Source organism: Pseudomonas fluorescens (assembly GCF_000968015.1).
Classification (GTDB): Bacteria; Pseudomonadota; Gammaproteobacteria; order Pseudomonadales; family Pseudomonadaceae; genus Aquipseudomonas; species Aquipseudomonas fluorescens_W.
The window spans coordinates 18541-34582 of record NZ_LACH01000051.1 but is presented as its reverse complement, the minus strand read 5'-3'; the positions used below and the strand labels follow the sequence as shown (position 1 = coordinate 34582).

14 protein-coding genes, 1 other RNA gene and 2 pseudogenes are annotated in these 16042 nt (G+C 59.2%); 7 read left to right on the top strand and 10 right to left on the bottom strand.

Features of this window, described 5'->3' with window-relative positions; translation table 11 throughout:
• The first annotated feature begins 382 nt into the window (after positions 1-382).
• From VD17_RS21795 to rimJ, 5 genes are all read left to right on the top strand, one after another.
• Entirely contained in the window at positions 383-661 is a 279-nt protein-coding gene (locus VD17_RS21795; RefSeq protein WP_046055605.1) for a hypothetical protein, read from the top strand.
• 95 nt (positions 662-756) lie between these two features.
• Positions 757-1150, top strand: a transfer-messenger RNA (tmRNA) gene (gene ssrA / locus VD17_RS31785).
• 182 nt (positions 1151-1332) lie between these two features.
• Positions 1333-1794 carry an isochorismatase family protein gene (locus tag VD17_RS21790; RefSeq protein ID WP_046055604.1) on the top strand — a complete coding sequence of 154 codons (462 nt, stop codon included), beginning with the start codon at positions 1333-1335 and terminating at the stop codon, positions 1792-1794.
• Between the two features lie 241 nt (positions 1795-2035).
• A complete protein-coding gene (locus VD17_RS21785; protein ID WP_046055603.1) occupies positions 2036-3442 on the top strand; it encodes a DUF2252 domain-containing protein in 1407 nt (468 codons plus the stop codon).
• A gap of 211 nt (positions 3443-3653) precedes the next feature.
• Positions 3654-4220, top strand: a complete 567-nt coding sequence (gene rimJ / locus VD17_RS21780) for a ribosomal protein S5-alanine N-acetyltransferase (protein ID WP_046055602.1) — start codon at positions 3654-3656, stop codon at positions 4218-4220.
• 12 nt (positions 4221-4232) lie between these two features.
• Here rimJ and VD17_RS21775 read toward each other — a convergent pair whose 3' ends face one another.
• The 3 genes from VD17_RS21775 to VD17_RS21765 all read right to left on the bottom strand — a co-directional run bounded on the left by VD17_RS21775 (position 4233) and on the right by VD17_RS21765 (position 7061).
• The gene (locus tag VD17_RS21775; RefSeq protein ID WP_080932054.1) at positions 4233-5165 is read right to left on the bottom strand and encodes a metallophosphoesterase; all 933 of its coding nucleotides are present in this window, start codon (positions 5163-5165) and stop codon (positions 4233-4235) included.
• A 364-nt stretch (positions 5166-5529) separates the two neighbouring features.
• Positions 5530-6363 (bottom strand): phosphatase PAP2 family protein, encoded by an 834-nt coding sequence (locus VD17_RS21770; RefSeq protein ID WP_046055601.1) that lies wholly within the window; start codon positions 6361-6363, stop codon positions 5530-5532.
• A 26-nt stretch (positions 6364-6389) separates the two neighbouring features.
• Positions 6390-7061: a histidine phosphatase family protein gene (locus VD17_RS21765; RefSeq protein WP_046055600.1), complete on the bottom strand. Its 672-nt coding sequence runs from the start codon at positions 7059-7061 to the stop codon at positions 6390-6392.
• 260 nt (positions 7062-7321) lie between these two features.
• Between VD17_RS21765 and VD17_RS33155 the strand changes: the two are divergent.
• Both VD17_RS33155 and VD17_RS33150 read left to right on the top strand, forming a co-directional pair.
• A pseudogene (locus VD17_RS33155) lies at positions 7322-8383 on the top strand (methyl-accepting chemotaxis protein); the annotation flags it as partial.
• Positions 8378-9241 (top strand): methyl-accepting chemotaxis protein, encoded by an 864-nt coding sequence (locus tag VD17_RS33150; RefSeq protein ID WP_411741511.1) that lies wholly within the window; start codon positions 8378-8380, stop codon positions 9239-9241. The pseudogene VD17_RS33155 and the gene VD17_RS33150, both read left to right, overlap by 6 nt.
• A gap of 52 nt (positions 9242-9293) precedes the next feature.
• On the opposite strand, the pseudogene VD17_RS21755 reads toward VD17_RS33150, so the two are convergent.
• From VD17_RS21755 to VD17_RS21725, 7 genes and pseudogenes are all read right to left on the bottom strand, one after another.
• Positions 9294-9710: pseudogene (locus tag VD17_RS21755) on the bottom strand (type II toxin-antitoxin system VapC family toxin); the annotation flags it as partial.
• Positions 9707-9952, bottom strand: coding sequence for a FitA-like ribbon-helix-helix domain-containing protein (locus VD17_RS21750; protein WP_008149074.1), 246 nt, complete (start codon positions 9950-9952; stop codon positions 9707-9709). The gene VD17_RS21750 and the pseudogene VD17_RS21755, both read right to left, overlap by 4 nt.
• A gap of 82 nt (positions 9953-10034) precedes the next feature.
• On the bottom strand, positions 10035-10403 hold the full coding sequence (locus VD17_RS21745) for a glyoxalase superfamily protein (protein WP_046055598.1): 369 nt from the start codon (positions 10401-10403) through the stop codon (positions 10035-10037).
• A 120-nt stretch (positions 10404-10523) separates the two neighbouring features.
• Positions 10524-11981, bottom strand: coding sequence for an N-acyl-D-amino-acid deacylase family protein (locus VD17_RS21740; RefSeq protein ID WP_046055597.1), 1458 nt, complete (start codon positions 11979-11981; stop codon positions 10524-10526).
• Between the two features lies 1 nt (position 11982).
• A complete protein-coding gene (locus VD17_RS21735; protein WP_008149080.1) occupies positions 11983-12843 on the bottom strand; it encodes a MurR/RpiR family transcriptional regulator in 861 nt (286 codons plus the stop codon).
• A 15-nt stretch (positions 12844-12858) separates the two neighbouring features.
• On the bottom strand, positions 12859-14208 hold the full coding sequence (locus VD17_RS21730) for a GntP family permease (RefSeq protein ID WP_008149082.1): 1350 nt from the start codon (positions 14206-14208) through the stop codon (positions 12859-12861).
• Between the two features lie 189 nt (positions 14209-14397).
• Positions 14398-15843: a SulP family inorganic anion transporter gene (locus tag VD17_RS21725; RefSeq protein WP_046055596.1), complete on the bottom strand. Its 1446-nt coding sequence runs from the start codon at positions 15841-15843 to the stop codon at positions 14398-14400.
• Between the last annotated feature and the right edge of the window lie 199 nt (positions 15844-16042).

The window sequence follows — 16042 nt, the reverse complement described above, 5'->3', positions numbered from 1 at the left end:
CTTGTGGCCTCCGGTGCCACCCAATATGAAGCAAACCAAAACCCGCCAATCGCGGGTTTTGTTGCATCTGCGGTGGGTCATGTGCAAACCGCCCGCGTCGCCGTGAAAAAAACTCGACCCAATGCCCACATCCGCTGAAGGTGCGAAGCCCATTGGAGCGAGGCTCTGGAATAGGCCACCAGCGAAAAGAAGCGATTGCGCCCGCTTATAATGCAACTGTTTCTATCAAACAATTTTTTCATAGCCTTTCTGCCAAAACCGAATTCTTGCGCCGCTCCGTAGTCTTTTAAGTAGGCCCCATCAATCGTGGCTTGTTTTCCGACCTCGGCCGCGGAGCCCACTCATACGGCAGCACCGAGACCATCAGTTCAAGGTGATATCCATGAAACGTACCGCACTCGCTGGTCTGTTCATCTCTGCTGCAATGTTGGCCTACCCCGTATTTGCTGCGGACAACGACCTTTGTACGAGCAAGCTGCAAGAGCTCAAAAACAAAGTGACTTCACTGCCGGTGACCTCCAGCAACACCGCCATGGAGGTCAAAAGACTGATGTCCAGCGCCGAAGCTTCAAAAGCCTCCGGGGATGACAAAAAATGCGTCACCGAGGCCACCCAGGGATTGTCACTTGCTAACAACCTGAGCAATCAACCCACCCCATAATCTGCGGGAGCCAACCTTCGGGTTGGCCTTCTGAGGCGTGTTGGCGTACACTGCGCGTGCTTGTTGCTCACTTTGATTCACAGAGCAACAGGCTCGGGGCCGTTTAGGATTCGACGCCGGTTGCGAAACTTTAGGTGCATGCCGAGTTGGTAACAGAACTCGTAAATCCACTGTTGCAACTTTCTATAGTTGCCAATGACGAAACCTACGGGGAATACGCTCTCGCTGCGTAAGCAGCCTTAGCCCTTCCCTCCTGGTACCTTCGGGTCCAGCAATCATCAGGGGATGTCTGTAAACCCAAAGTGATTGTCATATAGAACAGAATCGCCGTGCAGTACGTTGTGGACGAAGCGGCTAAAACTTACACAACTCGCCCAAAGCACCCTGCCCGTCGGGTCGCTGAGGGTTAACTTAATAGACACGGCTACGCATGTAGTACCGACAGCGGAGTACTGGCGGACGGGGGTTCAAATCCCCCCGGCTCCACCAAATACGAAGCAAAACAAAACCCGCCAAGTGCGGGTTTTGTTGCATCTGGGGTTTGGTCATTTCTGCAGGAAGCATCACCATCCCCGGCAAAAGCAGGCCTGCCCACGACAAGGCTCGCAAGCCCCCCCAAAAAACCCGCGGCCAAGCCACCATCATCGTCGCGACCTCCCACGGAGACGCCCATGCGCCAAGCCCTCCTTATCATCGATGTCCAGCCCGGTTTTGCCCCACCTCAATGGCTCATCGAAGGTATCCAGACACTCATCGGCACCCTGCCCAGCGTCGCCACGGTCGAGCGCCACGACGAATCCAAAACCCCGTTCCAGAAACAACTCGGCTGGCACCCCGCACCTGACGATGACAGCCTGATTCAGGCCGACCGCATCTTCATCAAGCACGGCTACGCGCCTTCGCCGGAAACCATCGACTATTTGAAAAGCCTGAAAGTTGATCGCGTGCTCGTCTGCGGCCTTCAAACCGAGACCTGCTGCCTGGCGGCTGGGTTTGCGTTGTTTGATGCGGGGTTGCAGCCGACGTTGATTACGGATTTGACGGTGGGGTCCTCGCTGGATCGGACAGGAGAGTTGGGTGTCAGGCTTTGGAAGCATCATTTCAAGCACACGCTCAAATCGAGTGAGCTGTAACCAATGTATTGGTCGGCGATTAAACGCAACGGGAGAAATTCGGCAGGTTCAATACACACTGATACCTGGTGAGGCCGGGTGGATTTTGAGGGCTTTGGGGACGACTGAGTATTGAAGGATGCTTGTTGGTGAATTGCTCCCGTTCGCCCCCACGGTCAAAGCCCAAACACTTCGGATGAAGACCCGAAGCCCTTCTACACTCATCTCTCACACGTCTAATACACTCACCAAACGAGCCCACATGACCGCCCTCAAAGATCGCTTGAAGCAAGGCAAGGATGCTCGCAAGAACTGCTCCCGCAGTTCGCAGGCGTCCATGGGGAAAATAAATCGCGACCCGCTGCCGCTGATCAAAACGTCCAGTGAAGGCCGGATCAAGTCGCTGGTCGAGTTGCGCTACGGCCGCATGCTGGTCTCGCCCTTCACCTTCTATCGCGGCAACGCGCTGCTGCAAGCCCACGACTTGGCGGCAACTTCCAACATGGGGCTGCTATCGCCCATCTGCGGCGACAGTCACCTGATGAACTTCGGCGGTTTTGCAACACCGGAACGCAATCTGCTGTTCAGCGTCAACGATTTCGACGAAGCCCATCCCGGCCCTTGGGAGTGGGACTTGAAACGGCTGGTGGCAAGTTTCGTGGTGGCCGCGCGCGACCTGCGTCATGGCGACACGGTCGAAGAAACGGTCTGCCGCCAGGTGGTCGGCGCCTACCAACAGACCATGCTCGAATGCGCCGAACAAAGCGCCTTGGAAACCTGGTACGAGTCCATCAGTTACAGCGATCTGCGGCAGCAGGCAAGCAAAGCGACACTGGAGCATGTAGAGCGCGCCATCGAAAAAGCCGAACGGCGTACCCATGCTGAACTGCTGCCGAAAATCAGTGACCGTGACGCAGATGGCCGACTGATCATTCGCGATGACCTGCCGGAAATTTTCCATTTACACGAAAACACCACGTTGCTGGATGCCGACGACGACTGGCTGCGCCTGTCGAACTGGCGTGCGCTTTATGACGCGTTCATGCGCGACTATCCCGGCACGCTGCAAGCCGACCGTCGCGAGCTGTTGTCGCGTTTTCATGCCCACGACATGGCCTTCAAAGTGGTTGGTGTGGGCAGCGTCGGGACTCGTTGCCTGGTGGCCCTGCTGACCGATGATCAGGAGTTCCCGCTGTTCCTGCAGTTCAAGGAAGCACGTCGTTCGGTGCTGGCTGATTACGTGAAGACTAAATCGCGGGTGCGGCATAACGGTCAGCGCGTGGTCGATGGCCAACGGTTGATGCAATCGGCCAGTGACCTGTTCCTCGGCTGGACCACCGGCCCCAGCGGGCGACACTTCTATGTGCGCCAGTTGCGCGACATGAAAGTCTCGGCTGAACTCGAGACGTTCGATGCGGACACCTTCGCCGCCTACGGACGCGTTTGTGGGCGCGCGTTGGCCCGCGCCCATGCCAAATCGTCGGGAAACGCCGCACACATCAGCGGCTACATCGGCAAGAGCGATGCGCTGGCCGACGCGTTATTCAAGTATGCGCAAAGCTACACCGCGCAGAATGAGCGCGACTTCGAACAATTCCAGCAGGCCTGCCGCAAGGGCCGTTTGCGGGCGCGCTCGGAAGCCGACTTTGCGGCGGATCACTTGCCTTAGGCATGTCTCAGGGCGTGAAGCGGCGGGCACTCGTCGACATGAATTTTTCTTCACCCCACGCCCCTTCACCAACGGGTACATTGTGCTTGCTCATTCAAGAAACTACGGTTTGCCCGCCCTCCCGCGGGCTTTTTTTCGCCTGCTGTTTTGTTGTGTTTTCCCGCTGGCCACGCAATGCTTGCGCGACGATCCCTGTGAACCGGAGCGCCCTATGCCGCTGCTATCCCTGCCCTGCAAACGCTTGACGCTGGCGGTGCTCGACCCTGAGCAGGCGGCGCTGGAAAGCGACTTCTACCGGCGCAACCTGAGGCATCTCGCCCGGTGGTCGCCGATTCGCCCCGTCGATTATCACAGCCCTGAACGGATCCGCCCGCGCCTTGAGGTGCAAGCCAGCGCTTTCCAGGCCGGTCTGGCGGTGCATTTCGCGTTGCTGGATCCGGACAACGGCCAGATGATCGGCGCCTGCAACTTCAGCGGCATCACTCGCGGGGCGTTTCAGGCCTGCTATCTCGGTTACCACATCGACGAATCTCATCAAGGCCAGGGCTTGATGCAGGAAGCCCTGGAAGCGGGAATCGGCTACATGTTCGATGAGCAGAAGCTGCACCGGATCATGGCCAATTACATCCCTGGCAATGAACGCAGTGCGCGGCTGCTGGAGCGTCTGGGATTTGAACGCGAGGGCTATGCCAAGGCCTACCTGAGTATCGCCGGGCGTTGGCAGGATCATGTGTTGACGGCGTTGATCAACCCGGCGCCAAGTGCCGAGTACCGCTAAGCACTCATCGTGTTATTGCACGACCACCTTTTGCGCAATATCGGGCAACAGGCAGCCTTTGGCCATCCACTGACAATCCCGGTCCCAACGATAACCGGTTTCCAGGTTGCCTCGATCGTCATAGTAGGTCAGCCGCAATTGGCCGGGATTCAAATCAAGTTTGGCAAAACCAGCGTGTCCGGTGGCAAACGAGGTGTCCTGCGATCCGGCGCCAACGGCGTAAAGTTTCTGGCCCCCGGCCCCGGAAATCACCCAGGCTGGCTCGGCGGCGCGTAGCAGCAGTTGCTGGTTGTGGTCGTGCCCGGCCAGGAACATGTCGACCTTGTTGCGCTCCAGTGCAGGCAACAACAGGTTGACCAGTTCACCGTCCTCACCATGCTGGCCATGATTGCGGACCGGGTGATGGGCCGCCGCGATGCGCCATACAGGTGCCGGTCCCGGTTGCTGGAAGGCTTGGTCAAGCAAGTCGATCTGACGCTGAAAGGTTTCCCGTGGCGCCGAGGTGTCGAGGAACACCATTCGCACCAACGGGCGTCCATCGACGCTGCCGAAATCCTTGACGTAGAAATTGCTCGGCATCTGCCAGCGACCCGAGCCCTTGCGCTGCCGGCCATATTCGAGTTCGACCTTTTGCGACGTGGGGTAATCGTGATTGCCCAGCACGGCGTAGAACGGCACATGACTCAGCCACTGGCCCCAATAGACGCGCTCGAATTTCATTTGCCAGCCGAGGTCGTGGGTACTGGTCAGCGGTTTGCCATAGAAGTTGTCGCCCAACAACACGACCATATCCAGCCGCCCGTCTCTGGCCGCGACTCGCTCCATGGCCTGCCCCACTCGCCACTGTTGCAGATTCCCGCTGCCTTGGTCGCCCAAGGCAATCATCGACACGGCGGAAGGATCCAGACCGCTCAACGGAACAAACGGCGCCGGCGGTGTAAACATCCAGTACCCGACCGTCGCTGCGCCAATCAGTAGGATGACCGCGATGATGCTTAACCTGCGAACAGCTTTTCCGGGCACAAAACGTTTTGCAGCCGGCGATGGAATTGGAGGGCGTTTCAATCAAGGGCTCACTTGGCATGGCCAGCCAGGCATTAAGGGAAAGCAATGGTTGCTATTAATACATCACACCAGTTATTCACACTTTGTTAAGAATTCGCCCCGTATACCTTTTTTAGCTCGTTGTTTTTCTGTAGGAGCGAGCCTGCTCGCGAAGGCAATCTCCTGACTCCCCCCACAAGACGGACAACAAAAAACCCGCCACCCTCTACAGGGTTGGCGGGCTTTGTCGTTCAAGTCTTTTGAATCAGCTAGCCGTCTGCGGCTGTGCAACGCGTTCAGGCCGTTCATGCGCCTGGAGCACCGGTTGCTCCAGCCGCGCTCGCCCATAGAACGCCAGCGCTGTCAGCAAACACGCCAGCCATACGAAGATCCCGGCCCAGAAGGTGTGGGACATGTAGTGCCAGCCTTGCAGAACCCGCGTCGTGCCGTAGACGAAACCGAGCAGCAGCGAGCCGTACATCACCGCTTTGGAATAGCGCCAGCGGTAACGACGCGCCACGAAGTACAACGCCAGCATGGTGAAGCCGCCCGAGGCATGTCCGCCCGGCCAGCAGCGACCTGCCCCAGCGACTTTCAGCAGATCAAAATTCTCATACCACTCCTTGTGTTCGATTTTCCCCGCGTACTGGGTCGTTTCGATCGGGCAGTACACGCTGGTGTGGCCCTTGAGGTAGTGGATCACGCCGGTGCTGATGGAGAATGCGAACACCACGTAGAGGAAGTCCCGGCGGTGCTTGCTGGCGAACCGTAGCACCGGTGCGACTTTGATTTTTTCCAGGAATGCGATGATTTTCGAATGCTTTTCGGCCTTCAGGCGCGGCCAGAGAAACGACAGCAAGGCGCCGACGATCGCTAGCTCACCGGTCCAGTTCGGGATGATCCGTGCCCATTTATGGGTGATCTTTTCGAACAGTTGGACATGATCCAGCGGAAACGTCTGCGTGACCGGATCATAAAAAAGATCATTGAATGCGATGTCGATTTTGGTCAGATCAAACATCAGGAAAACCACGACCGCACAGGCCAGCGGAATACCAAAGTTCACCCAATAAAAGCGGTAACGGGAAGACGTCAGCATCGTGTGTCCTGATCCAGAAAATGAATTCATTCGGTGGTCACCGAGTGCCAGTCCGAGGCTTCGATGAAACCGAGCATGTGGGGTGCCTGAGGCGTTTCGGCCGAGATAAACAAAGACGCGCCATAACCGAGGGTAGAGGCCGGCAACTTGAGGTCTTTCTCCAGTTGCGACATGCATTCGCTGTGGGTCACCAGAATCAGGTTTCGCCCGGCAACCTTGTGCGCCAAAGCGTCACGCAGCATCGTGCCCTTGCAATTGATCAACCATTCTTCACCCACCCCTACCTTGTTGAACATGTAGCCAGCGGTCTGCGCTGTACGGATCAGGGGGCTGTTGTAGATGTCAGCCTTGTTCAGGCCCAGTTGTTCGAACTGTGCACCGACACCCACCGCGACGCTGCGAGAGCGATCGGTAATGCCATCGTTACCGCTCAGGCAGGGGGCGCTGGAGTGATCACAGCGTTCGACGTGCCGCACCAGCACGATCACATTGCCTTTGGCCCAATCGGCCGTCAACCCCCGGGCGCCGGCCACATTGCCATGGGCCAGGTCCGGTACAGCGGCCGGCTGCAACAGCCACACCGTCAGCGGAATCACCACCAGCGCCGAGGCGAGCACGACAGCCGCATTGCGATAGCGGGCAAAACGGCTCAGATCAATCGAGCGTTTTATCCCGAACAGACTCAGTCTCAATTCCACATCAAACCGCCTCGCCGGCACGCATCACTGTCATTCGATGCCGCGAGGTTAGAGAGGCAGGCGTCGGCAGCCAGTGAAACTCATGTGAAAAAAAGCTTAAGACCGCGCGAAGGTCTTGTTACACATGTGTCCTGCAAAAACCATTCAGCTCTCGCAATTGCTGCCGATACAGTCCTGCTACACACCTTGCTGGCGACCAAAAACAACAATCTTCCAGCCAACCGACGATCTAGAAGCACAACGTTCCTGGAGGACTTTTGATGAATAGCTGGTTCGGCAATATCAGCGTGAACATGAAGCTGGGCTTGGGGTTCGGCCTGGTCCTGGCCCTGACCTGCGTCCTCGCCTTGACCGGCTGGACGAGCCTGGGCGGATTGATTGACCGCAGCAACTGGATGAGCGACATCACCCAGCTCAATGCCGGCCTGACCAAGCTGCGTGTGGTTCGCCTGCAATACATGCTGACCAACGGCGACGAAACCGCCGCGCAGAACGTCCAGACCACGCTCGAGGCGTTCTCCGCTCAGCAACAAGCGCTGCTGGTGAAATTCAAGAGCCCGGAAAACCTCAAGCTGCTCAAAGAGCAAGGCGCCGTCATCGACGCCTACAAGACGTCCCTGAACAAAATGCGCAGCGCGTACCGCACCGGTAACAGCGCGCGCGACACCATGAGCGCCAATGCCGACACCGCGAACACGCTGATCAATGTCATCAACACCAACGTGCAGCAAATGCCTCTGAGCGACCAACGCTTCGAACAATTCCAGGCCATCACGGCGGCCAAGGAAGCGTTCTTGCTGGCCCGCTACGAAGTGCGCGGCTACACCGCGACCACCAACGCCGAGACCGAGCAAAAAGCCGTCGGCCAACTGGACGTGGCCATCGCCAGCCTGAAACCCCTCAACGTACATTTCTCCGACACTCAGCAAGACGCCCTGCGTCAGCTGGAAACCGCACTGACCAACTACCGCAGCGCCTTGCAGGCTTATAAAGCGGCGAACAGCGACGCGGTACAGGCGCGCAAGGAAATGACTGAGCAGGGCGCCGCCATCGTGAGCCTCAGCGAGCAGCTGTATCAAATCCAGCTCGACCGCCGTGACGCCGAAAGCGCGCAAGCTCGCACGCTGCAGCTGATCAGCACCTTGCTGGCGTTGCTGGTGGGCATCATTGCTGCCGTGATCATCACCCGTCAGATTACTGGCCCGCTGCGCGACACTTTGGCCGTGGTTGAACGCATCGCCAGCGGCGACCTGTCCCAGGACGTCAAAGTGACGCGCCGCGATGAACTCGGCGTATTGCAACAAGGCATCGCTCGCATGGGTGTAACCCTGCGCGACTTGATCAGCGGCATCCGCGACGGCGTCACCCAGATCGCCAGCGCAGCCGAAGAGCTGTCCGCCGTGACCGAGCAAACCAGCGCTGGCGTTAACAGCCAGAAGATCGAAACCGATCAAGTGGCCACCGCCATGCACGAGATGACTGCCACCGTGCAGGAAGTCGCGCGCAACGCCGAAGAAGCCTCCCAGGCGGCCGCCGCTGCTGACGGCGAAGCCCGTGAAGGCGACAAGGTTGTGAACGAAGCCATCGCCCAGATCGAACGCCTGGCCACTGAAGTGGCACGTTCCACCGAAGCCATGAGCGTGCTGCAACAGGAAAGCGACAAGATCGGCAGCGTCATGGACGTGATCAAAGCCGTGGCCGAACAGACCAACCTGCTGGCGCTCAACGCCGCCATCGAAGCGGCCCGTGCAGGTGAAGCCGGTCGTGGTTTTGCCGTGGTTGCCGACGAAGTCCGTGGCCTGGCTCAACGCACGCAAAAATCCACCGAAGAAATCGAAGGCCTGGTGGCCGGACTGCAGAACGGCACGCAACAAGTGTCGGCGGTGATGAACAACAGCCGCGCCCTGACCGACAGCAGCGTCGCGCTGACCCGCAAGGCTGGTGTGTCACTGGAAAACATCACCCGCACGGTGTCCAACATCCAGTCGATGAACCAGCAGATCGCCGCCGCTGCCGAGCAGCAAAGCGCCGTGGCCGAAGAGATCAGCCGCAGCATCATCAACGTGCGCGACGTGTCCGAACAGACCGCCGCCGCCAGCGATGAAACCGCTGCGTCCAGTGTTGAACTGGCGCGGTTGGGTAATCAGTTGCAGATGATGGTCAGTCACTTCCGGGTGTAATCACACCTGTTCTTTCCCACGCTCCCGCGTGGGAACGAACATCAAGCGCTGAGGCCTGCCATGGATTGATCACCTCTACGCCAGGAAACTCAAAATCCCGGACATTACGGGTCGCAATAGGAACTCCGTGGCTTCGGCAGATTGCGGCAATTTGCGCATCGGCCATCGACGCCGTCCGACCATTAGCTTCACAGCCAGCTACCAGCGTCGCGTACTCCACGGAGGCGTGAGCATCAAAAGGCAAAATCCTTCCTGCAAAGTCCTCTTCGAACATCGCCATCGCATGAGCTTCAAGTTTCTGTTTGCGCTTACCAAACGGGAGTCGGGCAATGCCATGGAGAATCTCTGCCACGGTGATAGCACTAATTGCCAATTCCATCGCCGGTTGCGCATCAACCCAGGCAAGTACTTGAGTGTCAGGCTCGACCCGCATGAACTCTGAAAGAACATTGGTATCGAGCACTATCATTCGGAGAAATCCACCGCTGTCGCTTTCTCATGACGCGAAGGAAGATCGAGCTCGACCCCACCACTGGCGCTGAACCTGTTGCGGATTCGGCTTCCAAGCCCTCCTGCACGATCTACAGTCGCCAGCGCTCTGCCAAGAATCAGGCGAGCCTCTTCTTCCATCGAATGCCCGTTGTGGGCCGCTGCGATGCGCAGCTGTTCCTTAATCTGATCGTCCAGGTTTCGGATCGTAATGCTGGCCATGATGCCTCCTGCAATCAATGAAATCATTGATTGAGGCTAACACACCTTGCTCCATCAAAACTCGCAGAGCTGCCGAACGGGCTTACACACAAATCGCATTGGTAAACACCAACCGATTCCCGAACGGATCGCTGATGGTCATGTCCTGGCTGCCCCACGGCATGGCCTGGATCTGTGGGTGCGCAAACTTATATTCCTTGGCCAGCAACTGCTGCTGGAACACTTCCAACTCATCAGTCTCGATCCGCAACGCCGAGCCCGGTGTGCTGTCACCGTGGTGCTCGGACAAGTGCAGCACGCATTCGCCGCGGGAGACTTGCAGGTACAGCGGAAAATTCGGCTCGAAGCGATGCTGCCAGTCGATCTTGAAACCCAGGAAGTCGACGTAGAACTCCACGGCCTCGATTTCATCGAAAATCCGCAGGATCGGGGTGGTTTTGCCGAAGCTCATGGAGTTGCTCCCAGACTGATAAGGCCCAGAGTGTAGCTGGGCGAGATGTCAGCGCTTCGGCTTGGCGATGGCTTTCTTTAGTTGCAATGTGCCATCACTGTGACGCAGCACTCGGAATGTTTACTGGAATCCGTCACGCAAGTCTCCTTGCCGCGCCAGAAACCGCCCTTCCCTTCTTCCGTTTGCCTGGCCTTCGCTGTAACTCAAGACACCGTTGACCCAAACCCCATCGATACCTTCCGCTGCCCGTTGCGGATCATTGAAATCCGCCACATCGCGTATCGTCACAGGATTGAACAACACCAGATCCGCCCAATGTCCTTCACGGATTTCGCCACGCTCCTTCAAGCCAAATCGCGCCGCCGACAACCCGGTCATCTTGTGCACGGCGGTGTGCAGCGGAAACAGCCCTACATCGCGACTGAAATGTCCGAGCACCCGTGGGAATGCGCCCCACAAGCGTGGATGCGGAAACGGGTCTTCCGGCAATCCGTCAGAGCCCACCATCGACAGCGGATGGGCGAGGATTCTTCGTACATCCGCCTCGTCCATTCCGTAGTACACCGCGCCGGCCGGTTGCAGGCGTCGAGCGGCATCAAGTAGCGGCACGCCCCATTCGGCGGCGATGTCCATCAGGTCACGGCCGCCCACTTCAGGGTGCGGCGTTGACCAGGTGATGGTGATGCGATGGGCGTCGGTGACTTGCTTGAGGTCCAGCGTCGATGAACTCGCCGCGTAGGGATAACAGTCGCAGCCTACTGGGTGGGTTTTCGCCGCGTGTTCGAGGGACGCCAGCAGTTGCGGACTGCGCCCCCAGTTACCGGCGCCAGCACATTTGAGGTGGGAAATGATCACCGGCGATTTAGCATGGCGACCAATCTGGAATGCCTCGTCCATGGCCTCCAGCACCGGCTCGAATTCGCTGCGTAAATGGGTGGTGTAGACCGCGCCGAATGCGGTCAGCTCTTCGGTCAATTGCATCACTTCATCGGTGGAAGCAGAGAAGGCGTTGGCATAGGCAAGCCCCGTGGACAGGCCCAACGCACCGGCTTCAAGACTCTCGCGCAGTTGCTCGCGCATCATGCTGATTTCGTCTGGCGTGGCAGTGCGAAACAGATCGTCGAGGTGGTTGCTGCGCAGCGCCGTGTGGCCGACCAGTGCGGCCACGTTCAGCGTGGTATTCGCCGCTTCGACGGCGGCGCGGTAGTCGCTGAACCTCGGATAAACGAACGCTGCGGCGGTGCCGAGCAGGTTCATCGGGTCGGGAGGATCGCCGCGCAAACTCACCGGCGAAGCGCTGATCCCGCAGTTGCCGACAATCACTGTGGTTACGCCCTGGCTGAGCTTGGGCAGCATCTGCGGCTGGCGGATCACTACGGTGTCGTCATGGGTGTGCACGTCGATGAAACCTGGCGCCAACACGCGGCCAGCGGCGTCGATTTCTTCGGTGGCGCTGGCATCGTGCAAGTCGCCGATGCGCTCGATGCGGCCGTTCAGAATCGCCACGTCGGCGGGATAACCGGGGGCGTTGCTGCCGTCGATGATCAGGGCGTTGCGAATCAGCGTGTCGTACATCATCTCAGTCTCCCAGCGGCAAGTGATCGTCGCCGCCGCGGTAATCGTCCAGGGCGAGTTTGATCCGCCGCAGACGCTCTTGATTGTCTTCAGGATTGGCCAGCGCCAGCTCGGTGGCAAGCACGTCGATGGCCAGCAACATGCCGTAGCGTGCTGCCGTGGGTTTGTAGATGAAGGAGGTTTCGACGCCTTGCAGCGGCAGCAGCACATCCGCCAATTGCGCCAGCGGCGAGTCGGCCCGGGTGATGGCGAGAATTCGTGCGCCATAGCTGCGCGCCAGCTCGACGGCCTCGAGCAGTTCGGGCGTGATGCCGGTCAGCGAGCAGGCAATGACTGCGCGTTCGGCATCGAGGCTGGCGGCGGTGACGCGCATCATCACCGGGTCGTGGCACACCGCAATCGGGTAGCCGAACCGCACCAGTCGCACTTGCAGTTCATCACTGCACAAGGTCGAGCAACCACCCATGCCGAACGCATGAATCATCCGCGCCTTGCCCAGCAGTTTCACCGCGTCGGCGAAACGCGACTCATCGAACGCCGACAGGTGCTGGCGCAAGGTCGACTCGATATCGCCAACGATCTGCCCGTAAAACGCCGACTGCTCGGGCGTGCCAGCAGGGTCCAAAAATCGACTGCCGACGCCGCTGGCCTGGGCCAGTTGCAGCCGCAGATCGCGCAAGTCGCGGCAGCCGACGGTGCGAGCAAAACGCGAGAGCGTGGCGGTGCTGACTTCCGCTCTCAGCGCCAGTTCATCGAGGCTGGCGGCGGAGGCAAATCCTACGTCGTCGAGCATCAGCCGAGCGATGCGTCCTTCGCCCGCGCTGAAGGAGTCCTGACGGGCGCGGATCTGGTAGAGGATGTCCATGGCAGGCGGCTCCGGCTAAAGCAGATAAGAAAGACCCACGGTCAGACCGAAGGCGACCACCGAGATAATGGTCTCCAGCACCGTCCAGGTCTTGAAGGTCTGGGCGACGGTCATGTTGAAGTATTCCTTGATCAACCAGAAGCCGCCGTCATTGACGTGGGAAAAGATAACCGACCCCGCGCCCGTCGCCAGCACCAACAGCTCCGGATGGGGATAACCCAGACCAATGGCCACCGGCGCGACGATCCCCGACGCGGTGGTCATGGCCACCGTGGCAGAACCGGTGGCGATGCGCATCAGCGCGGCGAACAGCCAACCCATCAACAGCGGCGACAGGTGGAATACCTGGGCCAGGCTGACGATCTGATCGGTGACACCAGCGTCCACCAGAATCCGGTTCAATCCGCCGCCCGCGCCCACCAGCAAGGTGATGCTGGCGGTCGGTGCCAGGCATTCGTTGGTGAATTTGAGGATCGATTCGCGGTTGAAGCCTTGGGCCAGGCCAAGCGTCCAGAAGCTCAGCAAAGTCGCCAGCAGTAAGGCGATCACCGAATTGCCGATGAACAACAGAAACTGATTGAAACCGCTGCCCGGCGTAGAAATCAGATTGGCCCAACCGCCGACCAGCATCAGCACCACCGGCAACAAAATGGTCGCCATGGTGATGCCGAAACCCGGCAGGCTGTCGCGCGGTTCACGCTCGAGGAACTGACGCTCCAGCGGGTTATCTTCCGGCAGTTGAATGCGCGGCACGATGAACTTGGCGTAGAGGGGGCCGGCGATGATCGCGGTCGGTATCCCGATCAGGATCGCGTAAAGCAAGGTCTGCCCCACCGAGGCCTGATAAGCCTGCACCGCCAGCATCGCCGCCGGGTGCGGCGGCACCAGGGCGTGGACCACCGAGAGCCCGGCCACCATCGGCAAACCGACCATCAGAATCGACACGCCCACGCGCCGCGCTACGGTGAAAGCGATCGGCACCAGCAGTACAAAACCGACCTCGAAGAACAGCGGCAGTCCTACAAGGAAAGCGATGCAGACCATCGCCCAGTGCGCATTTTTCTCACCGAAGCGGTCGATCAACGTTCGCGCCATCTGCTCGGCACCGCCGGACTCGGCCATCATTTTGCCGAGCATCGTGCCCAGTGCGACCACCAGCGCGATATGCCCCAGAGTCTTGCCGACGCCCGCCTCGTAAGCCCCCACCACGCCCGACGGCGGCATCCCCGCCAACAGCGCCAGGCCGATGGACACCAAGGTGATAACAATGAACGGATTGAGCCGGTAACGGGCGATCAGAACGATCAGCGCGATGATGGCGATGGCGGCGTAAACCAGCAGCCAATAGCCGAAGGACGGTGTCATGCGGTACTCCTCGAAAGGGTCACGTCGAATGGGTTGTGAAACTCATAAAACATTTCGAGGTGTGATTTTCAAACGAGGTGAAAGTAATTTTCGTGAAGGGATAAGGGTTGTCGCGCAGAGGTATGCGGGGTCGTGTGTTATGAAAATCGGGCAGGCGGATTTTCATCACGCCTGCTGAGGAGTCAGGCGTCAGTCGTGATTCACGCGGGCGCGTTTGAGCAGTTTCTTGCAGCGTTCGGACAAGTGCAGCACGCGCAGGTGCTTGCCGGCCTTGGTGTAGCGCTCTCGCAGCGCATTCAGCGCGGCGATGGCCGAATAGTCGACGAAGCTCAGGTGGCGACAATCGATCGTCACGACGGGCGGATCGTTGGCGGGATCGAACTGATTGAGAAAAGGCGCAGTCGAGGCGAAGAACAGCGTGCCATGCAGAAGGTAAAGCTTACTGCCATCGGCTTCGAGGTGACTGTCCGCATAAAGCTCACGGGCCTGTTGCCAGGCAAAGTTGAGCGCCGCAATGATGATCCCGCAGAGCACGGCGGTAGCCAGATCGGTGAACACCGTAATGACCGTTACGGCGATGATCACTAACACGTCGTTTAGCGGCACCTTGTTCACCACCCGCAACGAGGCCCAGGCAAACGTCTGCTGCGACACCACGAACATCACCCCGACCAATGCGGCCAGCGGGATGCGCTCGATCAGCGGCGAAAGGAAGAGGATGAACAGCAAAATCATCACCCCGGCCACCACACCGGACAGCCGACCGCGACCACCGGAACTGAGGTTGATCACCGTCTGCCCGATCATGGCGCAGCCGCCCATGCCGCCGAATACACCAGAGACCATGTTGGCCGCGCCCAGCGCCACGCATTCGCGATCCGGGTAGCCACGGCTCTCGGTGATCTCGTCGGTGAGGTTCAGGGTCAACAGGGTTTCCAGCAGACCGACCAACGCCATCAATATCGCGTAGGGGGCGATGATGCGCAGGGTTTCCAGGTTCCAGGGGATGTCTGGCAGCGCAAAGGTCGGCAAGCCGCCGGCGATGTGCGCCATGTCGCCCAAGGTTCGAGTCGGCAGACCGAGCAGATAAACCGCCAGACCAACACCCAGAATCGCGACCAGCGCTGGCGGCACGGCGCGCGTCAGTCGCGGCAGCAAGTAAACGATGGCCATCGTCACGGCAACCAGTCCTGCCATCAGGTACAGCGGCGTGCCGCTGAGCCAGACGTCACCGTTCTTGAAGTGTTCCAGCTGCGCCAGGGCGATGATGATCGCCAGGCCGTTGACGAAGCCGAGCATCACCGGGTGCGGCACCATGCGCACCAGCTTGCCCAGTTTCAGCAACCCGAACGCCAGCATGATCAACCCACCCAGCAACACGGTGGCCAGCAAGTACTGCACGCCGTGCTGCACCACCAGCGCGACGATCACCACGGCCATCGATCCGGCGGCGCCGGACACCATGCCCGGCCGCCCACCAAAAAACGCGGTCAGCGTACAAATGATGAAAGCGCCGTAAAGCCCCATCAACGGATTGAGGTGAGCAACCAGCGCGAAGGCGATGCATTCGGGCAGCAGGGCGAAAGACGTGGTGAGTCCGGCCAGGACATCGGCGCGCAGACGTTTGGGTTTCATGGGTGACCTAAAATACAGGCGGGAAAAGAGGGGGCGGATGTTACGGACTTGAGGGCGGCCCGGCCAGTTATTGGGTCACCTGAAACGCAATCGCGAGCAAGCTCGCTCCCATAGTGGATCTTTGTCGTACACAAAATCTGTGTCGAGTGGAGATCAAATGTGGGAGCGAGCTTGCTCGCGATGAACGATTACGCGATCT

Coding starts and splice junctions, on each gene's coding strand:
- VD17_RS21795 (WP_046055605.1), top strand. CDS start 383: ATGAAACGTACCGCACTCGCTGGTCTGTTCATCTCTGCTGCAATGTTG.
- VD17_RS21790 (WP_046055604.1), top strand. CDS start 1,333: ATGCGCCAAGCCCTCCTTATCATCGATGTCCAGCCCGGTTTTGCCCCA.
- VD17_RS21785 (WP_046055603.1), top strand. CDS start 2,036: ATGACCGCCCTCAAAGATCGCTTGAAGCAAGGCAAGGATGCTCGCAAG.
- rimJ (WP_046055602.1), top strand. CDS start 3,654: ATGCCGCTGCTATCCCTGCCCTGCAAACGCTTGACGCTGGCGGTGCTC.
- VD17_RS21775 (WP_080932054.1), bottom strand. CDS start 5,165: ATGTTTACACCGCCGGCGCCGTTTGTTCCGTTGAGCGGTCTGGATCCT.
- VD17_RS21770 (WP_046055601.1), bottom strand. CDS start 6,363: ATGCTGACGTCTTCCCGTTACCGCTTTTATTGGGTGAACTTTGGTATT.
- VD17_RS33150 (WP_411741511.1), top strand. CDS start 8,378: ATGGGTGTAACCCTGCGCGACTTGATCAGCGGCATCCGCGACGGCGTC.
- VD17_RS21750 (WP_008149074.1), bottom strand. CDS start 9,952: ATGGCCAGCATTACGATCCGAAACCTGGACGATCAGATTAAGGAACAG.
- VD17_RS21745 (WP_046055598.1), bottom strand. CDS start 10,403: ATGAGCTTCGGCAAAACCACCCCGATCCTGCGGATTTTCGATGAAATC.
- VD17_RS21740 (WP_046055597.1), bottom strand. CDS start 11,981: ATGATGTACGACACGCTGATTCGCAACGCCCTGATCATCGACGGCAGC.
- VD17_RS21735 (WP_008149080.1), bottom strand. CDS start 12,843: ATGGACATCCTCTACCAGATCCGCGCCCGTCAGGACTCCTTCAGCGCG.
- VD17_RS21730 (WP_008149082.1), bottom strand. CDS start 14,208: ATGACACCGTCCTTCGGCTATTGGCTGCTGGTTTACGCCGCCATCGCC.
- VD17_RS21725 (WP_046055596.1), bottom strand. CDS start 15,843: ATGAAACCCAAACGTCTGCGCGCCGATGTCCTGGCCGGACTCACCACG.